At 68.7% G+C, this 15,714-nt stretch carries 12 protein-coding genes, 1 tRNA gene and 1 pseudogene; 10 read left to right on the top strand and 4 right to left on the bottom strand.

All coding sequences use genetic code 11. The features are described 5' to 3' along the window. The first annotated feature begins 68 nt into the window (after positions 1 to 68). From AC1MFL_RS06515 to AC1MFL_RS06530, 4 genes are all read left to right on the top strand, one after another. The gene (locus AC1MFL_RS06515; RefSeq protein ID WP_479814147.1) at positions 69 to 1,487 is read left to right on the top strand and encodes a phosphomannomutase/phosphoglucomutase; all 1,419 of its coding nucleotides are present in this window, start codon (positions 69 to 71) and stop codon (positions 1,485 to 1,487) included. A 13-nt stretch (positions 1,488 to 1,500) separates the two neighbouring features. Further along, a complete protein-coding gene (locus tag AC1MFL_RS06520; protein WP_479815355.1) occupies positions 1,501 to 2,010 on the top strand; it encodes a hypothetical protein in 510 nt (169 codons plus the stop codon). Between the two features lie 20 nt (positions 2,011 to 2,030). Beyond that, the gene (locus AC1MFL_RS06525; RefSeq protein ID WP_479814149.1) at positions 2,031 to 2,480 is read left to right on the top strand and encodes an RrF2 family transcriptional regulator; all 450 of its coding nucleotides are present in this window, start codon (positions 2,031 to 2,033) and stop codon (positions 2,478 to 2,480) included. Between the two features lie 182 nt (positions 2,481 to 2,662). Continuing rightward, entirely contained in the window at positions 2,663 to 3,823 is a 1,161-nt protein-coding gene (locus AC1MFL_RS06530; protein ID WP_479814151.1) for a globin domain-containing protein, read from the top strand. A 184-nt stretch (positions 3,824 to 4,007) separates the two neighbouring features. On the opposite strand, the gene AC1MFL_RS06535 is transcribed toward AC1MFL_RS06530, so the two are convergent. Together AC1MFL_RS06535 and AC1MFL_RS06540 are read right to left on the bottom strand one after the other, a co-directional pair. After that, positions 4,008 to 5,393: an FAD-binding oxidoreductase gene (locus AC1MFL_RS06535; RefSeq protein WP_479814153.1), complete on the bottom strand. Its 1,386-nt coding sequence runs from the start codon at positions 5,391 to 5,393 to the stop codon at positions 4,008 to 4,010. A 270-nt stretch (positions 5,394 to 5,663) separates the two neighbouring features. After that, the gene (locus AC1MFL_RS06540) at positions 5,664 to 7,496 is read right to left on the bottom strand and encodes a phosphoenolpyruvate carboxykinase (GTP) (RefSeq protein ID WP_479814155.1); all 1,833 of its coding nucleotides are present in this window, start codon (positions 7,494 to 7,496) and stop codon (positions 5,664 to 5,666) included. A gap of 274 nt (positions 7,497 to 7,770) precedes the next feature. On the opposite strand from AC1MFL_RS06540, the gene AC1MFL_RS06545 reads away from it, so the two are divergent. Beyond that, positions 7,771 to 7,844 (top strand) — tRNA-Arg (locus AC1MFL_RS06545). 153 nt (positions 7,845 to 7,997) lie between these two features. On the opposite strand, the gene AC1MFL_RS06550 is transcribed toward AC1MFL_RS06545, so the two are convergent. Next, entirely contained in the window at positions 7,998 to 8,759 is a 762-nt protein-coding gene (locus AC1MFL_RS06550) for a FadR/GntR family transcriptional regulator (RefSeq protein ID WP_479814157.1), read from the bottom strand. Between the two features lie 106 nt (positions 8,760 to 8,865). Between AC1MFL_RS06550 and AC1MFL_RS06555 the strand changes: the two genes are divergently transcribed. The 5 genes from AC1MFL_RS06555 (at position 8,866) to AC1MFL_RS06575 (ending at position 14,697) form a co-directional block, all read left to right on the top strand. Then, positions 8,866 to 10,323, top strand: a complete 1,458-nt coding sequence (locus AC1MFL_RS06555; protein ID WP_479814159.1) for a dihydrolipoyl dehydrogenase family protein — start codon at positions 8,866 to 8,868, stop codon at positions 10,321 to 10,323. A gap of 214 nt (positions 10,324 to 10,537) precedes the next feature. Then, positions 10,538 to 11,245 (top strand): ABC transporter ATP-binding protein, encoded by a 708-nt coding sequence (locus AC1MFL_RS06560; protein ID WP_479814161.1) that lies wholly within the window; start codon positions 10,538 to 10,540, stop codon positions 11,243 to 11,245. Next, entirely contained in the window at positions 11,242 to 13,290 is a 2,049-nt protein-coding gene (locus AC1MFL_RS06565; RefSeq protein ID WP_479814163.1) for a YhgE/Pip family protein, read from the top strand. Before AC1MFL_RS06560 ends, AC1MFL_RS06565 begins: the two co-directional genes overlap by 4 nt. Then, positions 13,287 to 13,946, top strand: a complete 660-nt coding sequence (locus AC1MFL_RS06570; protein WP_479814165.1) for a TetR/AcrR family transcriptional regulator — start codon at positions 13,287 to 13,289, stop codon at positions 13,944 to 13,946. The genes AC1MFL_RS06565 and AC1MFL_RS06570 overlap by 4 nt, the downstream gene beginning before the upstream one ends. A 25-nt stretch (positions 13,947 to 13,971) precedes the next feature. Beyond that, the gene (locus tag AC1MFL_RS06575) at positions 13,972 to 14,697 is read left to right on the top strand and encodes a hypothetical protein (protein WP_479814167.1); all 726 of its coding nucleotides are present in this window, start codon (positions 13,972 to 13,974) and stop codon (positions 14,695 to 14,697) included. 80 nt (positions 14,698 to 14,777) lie between these two features. Here the strand turns inward: AC1MFL_RS06575 and AC1MFL_RS06580 are convergent. Beyond that, a pseudogene (locus AC1MFL_RS06580) lies at positions 14,778 to 15,677 on the bottom strand (EamA family transporter); the annotation flags it as partial. Positions 15,678 to 15,714: the final 37 nt, after the last annotated feature.

Raw genomic sequence — 15,714 nt, forward strand, 5'->3', positions numbered from 1 at the left:
CGGCTGCGTGATGACACTGCCGGTGTCCCTCCACAGCACCGTTCGGGCGTCCACGTAAGATAAGACGCGTGACTATGGACCAGACAAAGACTTTTGACCTCTCGGCCTCCTTCAAGGCCTACGACGTGCGCGGCATTGTCGGCGAATCGATCACCGCTGAGATCGTCGAGGCTGTGGGTGCGGCATTCGTCGACGTCCTGCAGCTGGAGGGCAAGACGGTGCTGGTCGGCGGCGACATGCGCCCCTCCTCCCCCGAGTTCAGCAAGGCCTTCGCCGGCGGCGCCGCCCGCCGCGGGGCCAACGTCCAGCTCCTTGACCTGATCTCCACCGATGAGCTGTACTACGCCTGCGGTGCGCTCAACGCGGCCGGTGCCACCTTCACCGCCAGCCACAACCCCGCAGAGTACAACGGCATCAAGATGGCCAAGGCCGGCGCCGAGCCGATCTCCTCCGAATCCGGGCTCAAGGAAATCCAGGCCCGCGCCGAGGAGTACCTCAACTCCGGTTCCATCCCCGCTGCCCCCGTCCGCGGCCTGATCGGCGTCCACGATGTCCTGAAGGGCTACTCCGAGTACCTCCGCAGCCTCGTGGACCTCCGCGGCTCCCGCCCGCTCAAGGTCGTGGTGGATGCCGGCAACGGCATGGCCGGCCTCACGACGCCGGCGGTGCTCGGCGACGCACTGCTGCCCAAGCTCCCCCTGGAGATCATTCCGCTGTACTTCGAGCTCGACGGATCCTTCCCGAACCACCCCGCCAATCCGCTGGAGCCGGAGAACCTGCGTGACCTGCAGGCCGCCGTCGTCGAGCACGGGGCCGACATCGGGCTGGCGTTCGACGGCGACGCCGACCGCTGCTTCGTCATCGACGAGAAGGGCGAGCCCGTCTCGCCGTCTGCGATCACCGGAATGGTGGCCCGCCGCGAGATTGCCCGTGCGCAGGCGCTCGGCGAGGCCAACCCGACCGTCATCCATAACCTGCTGACCTCCCGAGCCGTCCCCGAACTGGTGGAACGCGACGGCGGCCGGGCAGTGCGCACCCGTGTGGGCCACTCCTTCATCAAGGCCGTCATGGCCGCTGAGGGCGCCATCTTCGGCGGCGAACACTCCGCCCACTTCTACTTCCGTGACTTCTGGAACGCTGACACCGGCATGCTGGCCGCCATGCACGTGCTGGCCGCCCTCGGCGAGCAGGACGGCCCGCTCTCGGACCTCGGCCGCGAATACGAGCCGTACATGTCCTCCGGCGAGATCAACTCCGAAATCGAAGACAAGGCCGGCGCCGTGGAACGCGTCCGGCACGATTTCCGCGACGAGGACGTCGAAGTGGATTACCTCGACGGCAGCACGTTCATCGCCACGGACGGCAGCTACTGGTTCAACCTGCGCCCCTCCAACACCGAGCCGTTCCTCCGCCTGAACGTCGAGGCCACGGACAAAGACACCATGGAGCGTGTCCGCGACCGCGTCCTGGCACTGGTCCGGGGCTAGGCCCGTGACGGAACTGCCGGCGGAAACCGCAACAGGGAGCGCAGCCGAGCCCGCCGCCGAGACTGCTGAGGCGGCCTGGCGGGACAGCGTTCCGGAGGCCAGCGCCACCGACCTGGAAAACCTGCTGGGGACCGGCGTCGGCGCGGCCCAGGAGCAGCTTGAGCGCAACGGCGGGTTCCTGCCGTTCGCCCTCGTGGTCGAGAACGACGGCGAGGTGCGGCTGGTTGCCGTCACCCCCGCCGACGCGGCCGAGGGGACGGACGCGGACTTCGACGCAGACTCGATGATCGGCGACCTCACGGAACTCCTGCGGCAGCACCGGGACGAGTTCCGCGCAGCCGCCATCGTGTGTGACATCACGTTGCTGGAGGAAGCCTCGGACGCCATCCACGTCGCCGCAGAACACCGGGACGGATCGCTGTTCGCCGCGGTGCTGCCCTACGCCGCGAATCCCGCAACGCGCGAACTGGAATTCGGCGAGCTTTCCGCCGATACCAACGAGCCCGGCGTCTGGGTGGACTAGACCGCCGGTAAACTGGTGTTATGAAGATCAACGCCTTCGCGGATGTCAGCCTGCGCGCCATGATGGTGCTGGCGGCTGCTCCCGCCGGCGGGCTCCTCACCACCCAGAGCATCGCGGACGCCGTCGCGACACCGTACAACCATGTCAGCAAGGCGATGGCGAAGCTGCGTGAGCTGGGAATGATCGACGTCGAGCGCGGCCGGCACGGCGGCTCCCGGCTCAGCAGCGCCGGCCGGGCTGCCACCGTGGGCCAACTTTTGCGCCAGCTGGACAACCGCATGGACCCTGCCGACTGCATCGCCGCCGACGGGCCCTGTCCGCTGATCAACGAGTGCCGCCTCCGCGGGGCCCTCTCCCGCGCCCGCGAGGCCTTCTACCGCGAACTGGACGACATCGTCGTCGCCTCCCTGCCGACATCCCGGCAGATGGCGCCGGTGTTCCAGGCGATCGGCATGCGCCCCGGCCTCTGAGCCGGACCCCCACGCGCCGTGGCCGCCGTGCCGCCGTGGCCCGCCCGCCACGCCCGGGAACCCGTCGATTTGTGAATGTTTTCTACGCCATGTAGAACTGAGGTACAAATACTTGCATTTCAAATACAGGTATTTCCATCGGTCCGGCTGAAGACCCCCGGGCCACTATCTCAGGAGACAACATGCTCTCGGACAAGTCCTTCCCCGTCATCGAGGCCACCCTCCCGCTGGTCGGTTCCCGGATCGGTGAAATCACCCCCAAGTTTTACGCCCGCCTCTTCGCAGCCCACCCGGAACTGCTGGACGGGCTCTTCAGCCGCTCCAACCAGCGCAACGGCAACCAGCAGCAGGCCCTGGCCGGAAGCATCGCCGCTTTCGCCACCCACCTGGTGAACAACCCCGGCACCCTGCCGGAGACCGTGCTCGCCCGCATCGCCCACCGCCACACGTCCCTCGGCATCACCGAACCGCAGTACCAGGTGGTCTACGAGCACCTCTTCGCCGCCATCGCCGAGGACCTGGCCGAGGTCATCACCCCGGAAATCGCCGAAGCCTGGACTGAGGTCTACTGGCTCATGGCGGACGCCCTGATCAAGCTCGAAAAGGGCCTCTACGCCGCACAGGCCAACAGCGTGATGTGGAGCCCGTGGCGGGTGGCCGCCAAGACCGCTGCCGGCACCGGTTCCATGACCTTCACCCTGGAACCGGCCGACGACACCCCCATCACCCCCGCCCTCGCGGGCCAGTACGTGAGCGTCAAGGTCACCGTCCCGGACGGACTGCGCCAGGTCCGCCAGTACTCGCTCTCCGGCGACGCGGGCACGAGCCGCACCTTCACCACCAAGATGGACGACGGCGGCGAGGTCTCCCCCGTCCTGCACAACAACGTCCAGGTGGGCGACATCCTCGAGATCTCCAACCCCTACGGTGAGATCACCCTCAAGGAAGGCGACGGCCCCGTTATCCTGGCCTCCGCCGGCATCGGCTGCACACCGACCGCGTCCATCCTGCGCTCCCTTGCAGACTCCGGCTCGGACCGCCAGGTCCTGGTCCTGCACGCGGAAAGCGATCTGGACAGCTGGGCGCTGCGCAGCCAGATGACTGACGACGTCGAACGCCTCGACGGCGCCGACCTCCAGCTCTGGCTCGAGCAGCCGGTCGCCGGAACCAAGGAGGGCTTCATGTCACTGCGCGAAGTCGACCTCCCGGCCAACGCCTCGCTCTACCTCTGCGGTCCGCTGCCGTTCATGAAGAGCATCCGCAACGAGGCCATCAACGCCGGCATCCCGGCCACCAAGATCCACTACGAGGTCTTCGGCCCGGACATCTGGCTCGCCAGCTAGTTCCCACCGCCCGCCTGGTGGGCAGATCAGGGCGCATGCAGGCCCGCCATCCGCCCTGAACTGCCCGCGGGGCGCTCCCTGGAGGACTGCGAAGACACCGACGGCGGCCCCGCACCTTTGCAGCAAGGGTGCGGGGCCGCCGTCGTCGTGATGTGTGGTGAGCTGCGCAGCCCCGCACGGAGGTTCAGGTCGCGGACGGCACTCCGGTGATCGCGTGGCCGAAGCGCAGGAGGTTGCCCGGGTCGTAGCTGGACTTTGCGGCCCTCATCCGCTCGTAGACGGCGGGCGACCAGGCCCTCGCCCGGTCAGTTTCATCGCCGGGCTCGCCGTGGAAATTGACCAGCGTGTATCCCGTGGAGTGCGGAGCCATCTCAGCCAGGACCCCGCGGATTGAGGCGGCGACAGCCCCGGCGAACGGTGGCATCTTGAACCCGAGGAGGAACAGCAGGAACGCCGCGTCACGCCCGGACACGGCGTCCGGCAGTGCCCCGGCACGGGCCAGGGCCCCGCCGAGCGGCCGGATCTCGACGAGGAGCAGCGGGCAGTCCGAGCCCTCGCCGGTGAGCTTCAGCAGGTCCGCGGCGGCCTCCTCGCCGAGGTCCTTCAGGAGCGCTCCGCCGGCCGTGAACGGGAGCGGATCCGCCGGGTCCATGTGGATCTGGTCAACGTCGAGGTAGCTCATGGGACCGGCCGTGTCCATCAACGGACTCGAGACGGCCCGCATCGGGGCAAGCAGTGCGTCGCCGTCCTCTCGGGTCCCCAGGAAGGCGAAGCGCAGGTGCACCACGAACTGGCCCCGCAGCGGGGCGGGGACGAAGTCCATTTCCGGGAGCCGGAGCAGGGAGATTGAGGGCGAGGCGTCGTCCGGCAGCGTGGGGAGCCACTCCCGGAAAGCGGCCAGGATGTGGGCCGCATCCGCCCCGGGATACATGATCCCGCCGCCGTAGAACTCTCCCAGTGGAAAGAGGCTGAACTCAAGTTCGGTCACGATCCCGAAGTTGCCCTTGCCCCCGCGCATCAGTGCGAACAGCTCCGCCTCGGCCTCGGCGTCGATCCGGCGCAGCGCGCCGTCGGCGGTCACAACCTCCATGCTGCGGACATGGTCCGCCGCAAACCCATGGGCGCGCCCCAGTACGGGCAGGCCGCCGCCGAGGGTGTAGCCAACGACGCCGACGTCGGTGCTGGAACCGTGCAGTCCGATCAGCCCGAGCGGCACACTGGCCTCGAGGACGCTGCGCCACTTCACCCCCGCGCCGACGCGTGCGGTGCGCTCGACCGGGTCGATCTGCAGTTCCTGCAGGCGGCGCGTGTTGATGAGCAGGCCACCCTCCACCACCGAGTCAGCGCCGTGCCCGGTGGACTGGACCGCCACCGGGAGCCTGCGTGCTGCCGCCCATTTCACCCCGGCTGCGACGTCCTGTGCATTCGCGGCCCCCAGGACGACGTCGGGCCGGTGGATTGTGGCGGCGTTGAAGGCGCGCGTCTCGGCCTCGAATTCGGGGCTGTCCGGCAACGCGACCGGGCCGCTGACAGCCGTGTACAAGGCCTGGATGTCGTCGGTGACAAGCACGGTGGGCTCCTGGGCGCCCGCATGCTGCGGGCAGGTCGGGGGCACGGCGGCGCACGCGTGGAATGACCCCAGCACCTCTCCAGTCGGCGGACGGCCCGGCTGATGAATGCCTTGAGCCTAGGGTCCCCCTCCGGCCGCGGTCTAGGGACCTAAGTCCCGGGGCCGTTTGTCTGCCGGCAGTGCCCCGGCACGGAGTGGCGTGATCCAACGGCGGCGGCCCCGCACCTTGGCAAAGGTGCGGGGCCGCCGTCGTTGTTAGGGCTGAGGACGCTAGTGGTGCGCCATGCGTTCTTTCAGGCCTTCGAGCTCGGAGCGCAGGGCCGACGGGAGCGAATCGCCGAACTTGGCGTACCACTCCTCGATCGAGGCGAGCTCGGCGTCCCACTCCTCGCGGTCCACGCGGACGGCGTCTTCCACGTGGGCGTGCGTCAGGTCCAGGCCGGTAAGGTCCAGCGAATGCCCGGCCGGCACGAAGCCGATGGGGGTCTCGACGGCGTCCGCCTTGCCTTCGATGCGCTCGATGGCCCACTTGAGGACGCGTGCGTTGTCGCCGAAGCCGGGCCAGGCGAAGTCGCCGTCGGCCGTGCGCCGGAACCAGTTGACCAGGAAGATGTGGGGCAGGCGTTCCGGATTGGCCTTGCCGGAGACGCTGATCCAGTGGTTCAGGTAGTCGCCCGCGTCGTAGCCGATGAACGGCAGCATGGCCATCGGGTCGCGCCGCAGCACGCCGACCTGGCCTGCGGCAGCAGCAGTCGTCTCGGAGGAGAGTGTGGAGCCCATGAAGATGCCGTTGGTCCAGCTGCGGGCCTGGGTGACCAGAGGAACGGTGGTCTTGCGGCGGCCGCCGAAGAGGATCGCGGAGAGCTCCACGCCGTCGGGGCTGTAGTACTCCTCGGCCAGCATGTCGACCTGCGAGATCGGGGTGCAGAAGCGGGAGTTCGGGTGGGCGGCGGGCTTGTCCGAATCGGGAGTCCAGGAGTTGCCCTGCCAGTCGGTCAGGTGCGCCGGAACCTCGTCGGTCATGCCCTCCCACCAGACGCCGCCGTCGTCCGTGAGGGCCACATTGGTGAAGATGCTGTGGCCTTTGGCGATGGCGCGCATGGCGTTGGGGTTGGTGCCCCAGCCGGTACCCGGGGCGACGCCGAACAGGCCGGCCTCCGGGTTGGTGGCGCGCAGTTCGCCTTCCTTGCCGATCCGCATCCAGGTGATGTCGTCACCGAGGGTTTCGACCTCCCAGCCCTCGATGGCCGGATCCAGCAGCGCGAGGTTGGTCTTGCCGCAGGCAGACGGGAAGGCGGCGGAGATGTAGTAGTTCCTCTTCTCCGGTGAGGTCAGCTTGAGGATGAGCATGTGCTCCGCCAGCCAGCCCTCGTCCCGGGCCATCACCGAGGCGATGCGCAGGGCGTAGCACTTCTTGCCCAGCAGGGCGTTGCCGCCGTAGCCTGAGCCGAAGGACCAGATGGAGCGCTCTTCGGGGAAGTGCACGATCCACTTGTCCGGGTTGCAGGGCCAGGCGACGTCGGCCTGGCCGGGGGCCAGCGGCGCGCCCAGGGAATGCAGCGCCGGAACGAAGAATGCGTTCGTGGCGGTGATCTTGTCCAGGACCTCGGTGCCGATGGTGGCCATGATGCGCATGGAGGCGACAACGTAGGCGCTGTCCGTGATCTCCACGCCGAACTTGGGATCCTCGGCGTCAAGGTGGCCCATGACGAACGGGATGACGTACATGGTGCGGCCGCGCATGCAGCCGCTGAAGAGGCCGCGCAGCTTCTCCTTCATCTCCGCCGGAGCCATCCAGTTATTGGTGAAGCCTGCATCGCGTTCGTTCTCGGAGCAGATGAAGGTCTGCTCCTCGACGCGGGCCACATCGGCGGGGTCAGAGAATGCCGCGAAGGACTTGGGGAACAGCTTCTCGTTCAGGCGGGTCAGTGTGCCCGCGGCAACGAGCTCGTCCGTGAGCCGGGTGTTCTCTTCCTCGGAGCCGTCAACCCAGTGGATCCGGTCCGGCCGGGTTAGACCAGCTACCTCTTCGACCCATGCCAGCAGGCCGGCATGTGTGGTGGGTGCTTTTTCAAGCAACGGCAGTCGCGCCAGATCTCCCATTACGGTTCCCTTCCTCGGGTTCAGTCGTGTGTCCTAAATGTAGGGCTAGATCACACCGCAAAATTGAGACAAGATGTGGGATGTCCGGGGGCGCAGAAATCAAAAACCCCGGAAATGCAAGGAATCAACGGTACGACAAGGCCCCATTTTGTGACTAAGGTCACGTAGACCGGTCTAGTCGGCTAGATTACACCTGTTTCGATTTGTAACTATGGCCCCCCTCGCGTAAAGTAATTCGAGGTTCGGGGAGCGAGAAGTTCCAGGAGCCGAAGATGCGCCCATAGCTCAGCTGGATAGAGCGTCTGTCTACGGAACAGAAGGTCAGGGGTTCGAATCCCTTTGGGCGCACAGAGAAAAGATCCGCACCGGTCCGCCGGTGCGGATCTTTTTCATTTAACTCCCGGCCCTTGTCTTGCCTCGGCGCCGGTCCTTAGTTCAACGCCCGACGGCGGCGCCCGGCTTCCCGGCGCTACGCCTGACGCGGGGACCGGAAGCGTGCGGCTACGGCGAGATGGCATGGCTGATCCGGAGACGGATGCCGTCGAAGTGGGCGTTGAGCCGTTGGGCCGCGAGAACCCTGTCGCCGGTCGAGACGGCATCGTAGATCCCCCGGTGCATGGCCGCTGCCGCCAGGAGGTCGACCCCTTCCGCTCCGCCCAGCTCGACGTAGAGCCTCCGGTAAACCTGCCAGAAAACGTCCAGCAAACTGAGAAGCAGCTCGTTGTTGAGCGGCTCGAACAGCCGGCGGTGGAACTGGGCGTCCGCTTCGACGAAGGTTTCCCCCGCGCCGGCCAGGGCCTCCATCCGGACGACGGCTTCCTCGATCGCCATCAGGTGCTCCGGGGTCATCAGGTCCATGGCCCCCGCAATCAGCCCGGCCTCCAACGACTGACGGACATCCACGAGCTGCAGGGCCTCCTGCCCGAGGTGACGCAGGGACAACCGGCCGCGGAACGTGAGTCCATCGGTGAGGGCATCGAAATTGCTGGGCGCCACGAACATGCCGAAGCCATGACGGATTTCAATCACGCCCAGGGCCTGGAGCACTTTCAGGGATTCCCGCAGGGTGTTACGGCCAACGCCCAGCACGGCCGACAGCTCATGCTCGGTCGGCAGTGGGTCCCCGGCCTCCAGCTCCCGCTCGAGGATCAGGTCCATGATGTCCGCCTGAAGAGCCCTCAGCCTTGCCTGCGCACTGAACCTCGCGTGCGGCAAGGCCCCGCCCGTACCCACGCCGCCCGCACCAATGCTGTCTGCCGTCATCGCCATGCCCTCCCCCAAGTATGTTCCCCACAGTAGCTGTGGTCCCACGTCCTGCAAAGGGCTCCCGCGAGGCTCACCGGCGCGGCTCCGGGCGTAGGATCTTGCCATGACGGCACAGCTTGTACGGGAATTCGATGTCATCGTGATCGGCGCCGGCGCCGTCGGCGAAAATGTGGCGGACCGCGCGGTGCGCGGCGGGCTGACCGCAGTACTGGTCGAGGCCGAACTGGTGGGCGGCGAGTGCTCCTACTGGGCCTGCATGCCCTCCAAGGCGCTGCTGCGCCCGGGCACCGCCCTCCACGGGGCGCAGGCCGTGCCCGGCGCCGCAGAAGCCGTCACCCGGACCCTGGACGCAGCGGCGGTGCTTAAACGCCGCGACTACTTCACGTCCAACTGGCAGGACGACGGCCAGGCGAAGTGGGTCGCGGACACCGGGATAGAGCTGATCCGCGGCCACGGCTGGATCACGGACATCCGGAAAGTCGAGGTCGCGGGACTGGACGGCAACAGCTACGCGCTCTCGGCGCGGCACGCCGTCGTGGTGGCCACCGGGTCCTCTCCCACGGCACCGCCCATCGACGGACTGGCCGACGTGGAGTACTGGACCACGAGGGAGGCGACCTCCGCGCGGGAGATCCCGGACCGGCTGGCGGTCCTGGGCGGCGGGGTGGCCGGCACCGAACTCGCCCAGGCCTTCGCCCGGCTGGGCGCCACGGTGACCCTGGTGGCGCGCCGCGGCCTGCTGGGTGCCTTCCCGGAGGAGGCGGCGAAGCTGGTCGCCGCCGGGCTGCGTGCGGACGGCGTGGGTCTCCATCTCCACACCGGAACCAAGAGCGTCCGCGAGAATGACGACGGCGCCCTCAGCCTCGAGCTGGAGGGCGGCATTACGGTGACGGCGGACAAACTCCTGGTCACCACCGGCCGGCATCCCGCACTCGAAGGCATCGGGCTGGAGTCCGTCGGCCTCGCTCCAGAGGAGGGGAAGGAACTGCGGCTCAGCACCGACACCACGGGCCTGGTTGCGGGCGGTACCGGGAACGACGTCGACCCGTGGCTGTACGCCGCCGGCGACGCCGCCGGGAATGTCATGCTGACCCACCAGGGCAAGTACGAGGCGCGCGCCACGGGCGATGCCATTGCCGCCCGGGCCAAGGGCGCGCTCAGCGGCGCGGCCGCCCCCTGGAGCCGCTACGCCCGGACCGCCAACGACCACGCCGTTCCCAACGTCGTGTTCACCGACCCGGAACTCGCCAACGTGGGCCGGACCGTGCGGCAGGCGGAACAGGACGGACTCAGGGCGTCCTCCGTGGAACTGCCCATCCAGGTGGCCGGATCCTCCCTGCACGCCGAACGGTACGAGGGCTGGGCCCAGCTCGTGGTCGACGAGGACCGGCAGGTGCTGCTGGGCGCCACTTTCGCCGGTCCCGATGTGGCCGAACTGCTGCACGCGGCCACCATCGCGATCGTCGGCGAAGTGCCGCTGGACCGGCTGTGGCACGCAGTGCCGTCCTACCCCACGATCAGCGAGGTATGGCTCCGGCTGCTGGAGGAGTACGGCCTCTGACCCCCGAGGTGACATTTCGCGCCCATGTTCTTCAGGAACACGGGCGCCAAGACTCACCTCGGCGGGGAGCTCGCGCGGGCGGGGAGTTGGCGCGGGCGGGAGGGGGCCCGCGGCGGGGACAGGACGGGCTGCAGGTCGCTCTCCAGGATCTATTTGAACTGACCGGTCAGTTCAGTTAGCCTTGTCGTAGACATTCATCTGCGAAAGGCCCCCCTTGCTCCGCGTGCAACAGCTCTCCGTGAACGGCAGACGGGACGAGTTGCTGCCGGCCACCTCCCTGCAGGTCCGGCGCGGCGAACTCCTGCTGGTCTCCGACAAACGCCAGACCCAGCGCACCGCCCTGGCCCTGGCCCTGAGCGGGCGCCTCAAGCCCTCCGCCGGCCACTTCGAATGGGACGGCGAAGAGTGGGACGGAAGCGCCCGGATCAAGACCCTGCGGCAGGCGAGCGCCGTGGTGGACTCCCCCGGGGTGAACGAGCCCGAGCAGCACCTCAGCGTCCGCGACCTCGTCACCGAGGACCTGGCCCTGATCCCGCGCCGCTACCGGGGTTCGCTGCTCAGCAAGCCCTGGCTCAAGGTCAACCGCTTCGAGGACATCGCCGGGCTGTGGACCGAGCAGCTTCCGGCCGCCCGGCGGCTCGAACTGCTCACGGCGCTTGCCCTGACCAACCCGCACACGGACCTGCTCGTGGTGGACTCCCCGGACCGCCACGGCGATCCGGACGACTGGCTGCCGAGGCTTCAGGAACTGGCTTACGACGCCGGGCGGCCGCTCGCCGTTCTCGCCACCGTCATGAGCGTCCCGGCCGGCTGGACCGGGCCGACCGCGGCGATCGGCAACGCGGAGTCCGCGGCCCCCGGCGATCCTGCCCCCGAACGACTTCACGCATCCCACACACTCGAAACTGAGGAAATAAAGTGACTGTGCTGCGGCTGGCCCGCTCCGAACTCAAGCGCATGACCGGCGGCCTGCTGCCCAAGCTCACCATTCTGGCGCTGACCATGGTGCCGCTGCTCTATGGCGCCGTGTACCTCTACGCCAACTGGGACCCCTACGGCAAGCTGAACCAGATCGACGCGGCACTCGTCGTCGAGGACACCGGCGCCACGTCCGCCGACGGCACCCGGCTCGAGGCCGGCCGGAAAGTCGCGGAGAGCCTCACGGATGGCCATGTCTTCAACTGGCAGACAGTCTCCGGGACGGAGGAAGCGGACCAGGGCGTGAGCACGGGCAAATACGCCTTCGCCCTGAAGATCCCCACGGATTTCTCGGCGAACCTCGTCTCCCCCGGCAGCTTCGACGCCGCCAACCAGGCCATGCTCAACGTCACCACCAATGACGCGAACAATTACCTGCTGAGCACCATCGTCGACAAACTCACCACCGCCGTGCACACCACGGTGGCCACGGAGGTCGGCGAGGAAACCGCCAACCAGCTCCTCACCGGGTTCGGGACCATCCACTCCCAGATGCTCAAAGCTTCGGACGGCGCCGGCAAACTCGCCGACGGCGTCGCCAGCGTCCACGACGGAACGGTCACCCTCCACCAGGGCACGGGCGATCTCAAGAACGGCGCCGCCGAGCTCTATAACGGCCAGCTCAAGCTCCGGGACGGCGCCAACTCCCTGAGCACCGGGGCAGCCCAGCTCAGCAGCGGCCTGACCCAGCTCAAGGACAAGACCGCCACACTGCCTGCCGATACCCGGGCACTCGCGGACGGCGCCGCGCAGGTGGCGGCAGGGAACGCCGCGCTCAATTCCAAGGTGCAGGGCCTCGCCGGACAGCTGGCCGCCTCCGAACAGGCAGCCGCCCAGGCACAGCGCAGCAGGGTCGTCGCCGCCAACAGCCGGCTCGTCGCGGCCGGCACCCTCACCCCGGCCCAGGCGGAGGCAATCCTGGCCGACTTCGACGCCCACCCGGCCGCGCCGGCATCCACCGGCGCTGCCGCCTCCCTCACGACCGCGGCAGCGCAGATCCAGCAACTGGCGGACGGCTCCGCCGGCGTCAGCTCGGGGGCGGCCAAGCTGGCGGGAGCGACCCCTGCCCTCGCCGGTGCCATTGGCCAGGCGTCCACCGGGGCGGACCAGCTGGCAGGCGGCGCCGCCAGCCTCGCCGCCGGGCAGCAGAGCGCCCTCGACGGCGCCGCGAAACTCTCCGAGGGCGCGCAGAAACTCGACGACGGTGCAGCCCAGCTGGAAAGCGGCGCGGCTACCGCCTCCGACGGCGCCGGAACGCTCGCAGCTGAACTCGCCAAGGGTGCCGGGCAGGTCCCCAACCCCGACGACACCCAGAAGGACCGCCTCGCCAAGGTGATGGCGGACCCGGTGGCCGTCAGCAACATCTCGCAGGCCAAGGCGGGCTCCTACGGCGCAGGCCTGGCACCGTTCTTCCTCACCCTTGCCCTGTGGATCGGCGTCTTTATGCTGATCCAGGCGATGCGGCCCGTTACCCAGCGGGCGCTGGCGTCGAACGCCCCTGCGTGGAAGATCGCCGTCGGCGGCTGGCTTCCGTTCCTGGCCGTCTCGGCCGTCCAGGCGAGCCTGCTCACCCTGGTGGTCGACGTGGGGCTGGGGCTCAATCCCGCCCATCCCTGGCTGATGTGGTTCCTCATGCTGGCCGCCGCCATGGCGTTCAGTGCGATTATCCAGGGCGTCGTCGCGTTGCTGGGATCCCCCGGCAAGCTCGTGGTGCTGATCCTGCTGGTCCTGCAGCTGGTTTCCTCGGGGGGCACCTTCCCCTGGCAGACAACGCCCCAGCCCCTCCACGTGGTGCACCAGCTCCTGCCGATGGGGTACGTGGTCAACGGCATGCGGCACCTGATCTACGGCGCGGACCTTGCCGTCATCCTGCCCACGATGCTGGGGCTGCTTGGCTACACTGTGCTGGGAACGGCCATGTCCACCCTGGCCGTCCGGAAGCACAAATACTGGACCCTGAAGACCCTGAAACCGGAGATCACCGTATGACCAGCCGCACGGACAGCAGCACGGCCTCTCCCGGCGACGCGGACACCCCGGCCGCAGCGGAGAAGCGGCTCCGGCCGGCCCGCACCAACGCGACCAAACAGAGGCTGTTCGAGGCCTCGATGGAACTGATCGGCGAGCGCGGGGTGGCCGGGGTGACGGTCGATGAGATCGCTGCGGCCGCCGGGGTGTCCAAAGGCACGGTCTATTACAACTTCGGCAGCAAGTCGGACCTGATCGCCCAGCTGCTGCGCCACGGGGTGGACATCCTGCTGGCACGGCTGCTGAGCGTCCGGGACGACTCGGCCGACCCGCTCGCGGCGATGGACGAAATGATCGGCCAGGCCATGGATTTCATGGACGAGTACCCCTCCTTTGCCCGGCTCTGGGTCAGCGAGAACTGGCGGACCCCCAGCGAGTGGCAGGACACCTTCACCGAGCTCCGCGGCCTCCTGCTCGCCGTGGTCGGTGCGGCGATCGACGCGGTGGCCGCCGTCTACCCGGTGGATCCGGCCGTGTCGCGGGGCAGCCTGGAGACAGCCATCTTCGGGGCGTGCTTCGTGGTGGGCCTGGACCGGCAGACCTACAACCCGGAGCGGACCCGGGAGCAAAGTGTCACGGCGATTATGGCGTCCATGCGCGGCTACGTCGTGAAGTAGCCCCCGCTCGGGGATGATTATTCACATGGGCCACATGGGTAACAGCGGCAGGATTGCCATCGGAGCGTTCCTTGCCGCGCTGGCGCTGTTGGCGCTGGCCGGCATCACCCTGCATGAAACAGTGTTCCTGTGGTTCCTGGCGGCCGCCGCGGCAGCCTACGTGGCGTGCGTCTCCGAGGTGGTCATCCGACGGCGGCACCGCACCCTGGCCGCCAGCGGGATCGGGAGCATCCTGTTCATCGCTTTCAGCATCGCGTTCCTGCGGCAGTGGGGCCTGGCTTTTAACGCTGATCCGGACGCGTTGTCGGCCCCGGTGGACGCCGAACATCCGGACCTGTATTTCTACCTCGCCGCAGCATCCGGCGCCGCCACGCTGCTGCTGCTGGTTGCCGGCACAGTCCTGCCGGGCCGGGGCAGGCGTCCGCGCGCCGGCCGCGCACTGCAGCCACGTCCGGCGGCCGGCCGGCGCCCAGCACCCCGGGCGGCGGCCACCCGGCGCGCGCCGTCACGGACCGCGGCTCCGCGCCCGGTACCGAGGACCACTACAGGCAGGCCGGCAACGGCCCAGCCGGCCAGGACCCAGCCGGCCAGGTCCCAGCCAGCGCAGTCTCAGTCGGCGCGCGGTTCCGCCCCGCGGGCGGGTTCCTCCGGGCTCAAACGGCCGGCGTCCTCCGGCGGGGCTCCGTCCGCTGCCAAATCCGCGGCGAAGTCCCCGACACGTCCCGACGCTCGTACCTCCACCCGCCGCTGAGCCTGCGGCCGCGGTAGCCGATGCCGAACACCCGGCCGCCGGGCAACCGGCTGCAGGTCCCGCCGCGGGTCCGGCCGCCGAACATCCGGCCGCCGGACGTCCCGACGCCGAAGATTCCAGGGGCGCAGCACGGCCGTCGCCACCCCGGCGAGCAGCAGGAGTCCGCCGGCCACCTCGGCGGGGGTGGGCACCTCACCGAGGACGAGCCACGCCGCAGACATCCCCACCACAGGTACCAGCAGGGTAAACGGCACCACGGCGGAGGACGGGTACAGCCCGAGCAGCCGGTTCCAGATCCCGTAGCCCACCAGTGAACCGAAAACGGCAGTGTAGAGGGCGCTCAACAGGGTCACCGGCTGGACGTCCAGCAGTGCCTGCCCCACCGCCGGCGGCCCGTCGACCAGCAGCGACAGTCCCAGCAGGGGCAGCGGAACCACCGCCCCGGACCACACCACGAGTCCCAGCCCGGACGCAGCCTTCGCCTTACGGGCCACAATGTTGCCGGCGGCCCAGGACAGCGCCGCGGCGAGCACGATCATGAGCGGCAGCACCGGGGCGACCAGGCTGCGGCCGACCGCCACAACAGCGAGACCGGCCACGCCCAGCACAACTCCCGCGAACTGCCGCCGGTCCGGCCGCTCGCCGAGCAAGCCCGCGGCCAGGAGCACCGTCAGCAGCACCTGCGCCTGCAGCACCAGCGACGCCAGGCCTGCGGGCATGCCAAGGGCCATGGCCAGATACAGGAGGCCGAACTGCCCGGCGCTCATCAGGAGCCCGACGCCGATGATCGACTTCCAGCCCACGTCCGGCTTCCGGATGAAGAAGATGCAGGGAACCACTACGAGGGTGAACCGCATCGCCACGAACAAAAGCGGCGGCATCTCCGCCCCGACCGGGTGCAGGCCGAGGTCGATCGCGACGAAGTTGACGCCCCAGAGCACAGCGACGAGCAGGGCAAGGGCGGAGTGGCGGGGGTTCACCCTGCCACTATGCCTGTCCCCGACGTTCCCGGCAGCC

The organism is Arthrobacter sp. BG3 (genome assembly GCF_056680185.1).

Excerpts from the sequence above, each read along its gene's own strand:
- AC1MFL_RS06555 (WP_479814159.1), top strand. The coding sequence starts at position 8,866 with ATGACGGCACAGCTTGTACGGGAATTCGATGTCATCGTGATCGGCGCC.
- AC1MFL_RS06575 (WP_479814167.1), top strand. The coding sequence starts at position 13,972 with ATGGGCCACATGGGTAACAGCGGCAGGATTGCCATCGGAGCGTTCCTT.
- AC1MFL_RS06530 (WP_479814151.1), top strand. The coding sequence starts at position 2,663 with ATGCTCTCGGACAAGTCCTTCCCCGTCATCGAGGCCACCCTCCCGCTG.
- AC1MFL_RS06525 (WP_479814149.1), top strand. The coding sequence starts at position 2,031 with ATGAAGATCAACGCCTTCGCGGATGTCAGCCTGCGCGCCATGATGGTG.
- AC1MFL_RS06570 (WP_479814165.1), top strand. The coding sequence starts at position 13,287 with ATGACCAGCCGCACGGACAGCAGCACGGCCTCTCCCGGCGACGCGGAC.
- AC1MFL_RS06540 (WP_479814155.1), bottom strand. The coding sequence starts at position 7,496 with ATGGGAGATCTGGCGCGACTGCCGTTGCTTGAAAAAGCACCCACCACA.
- AC1MFL_RS06550 (WP_479814157.1), bottom strand. The coding sequence starts at position 8,759 with ATGACGGCAGACAGCATTGGTGCGGGCGGCGTGGGTACGGGCGGGGCC.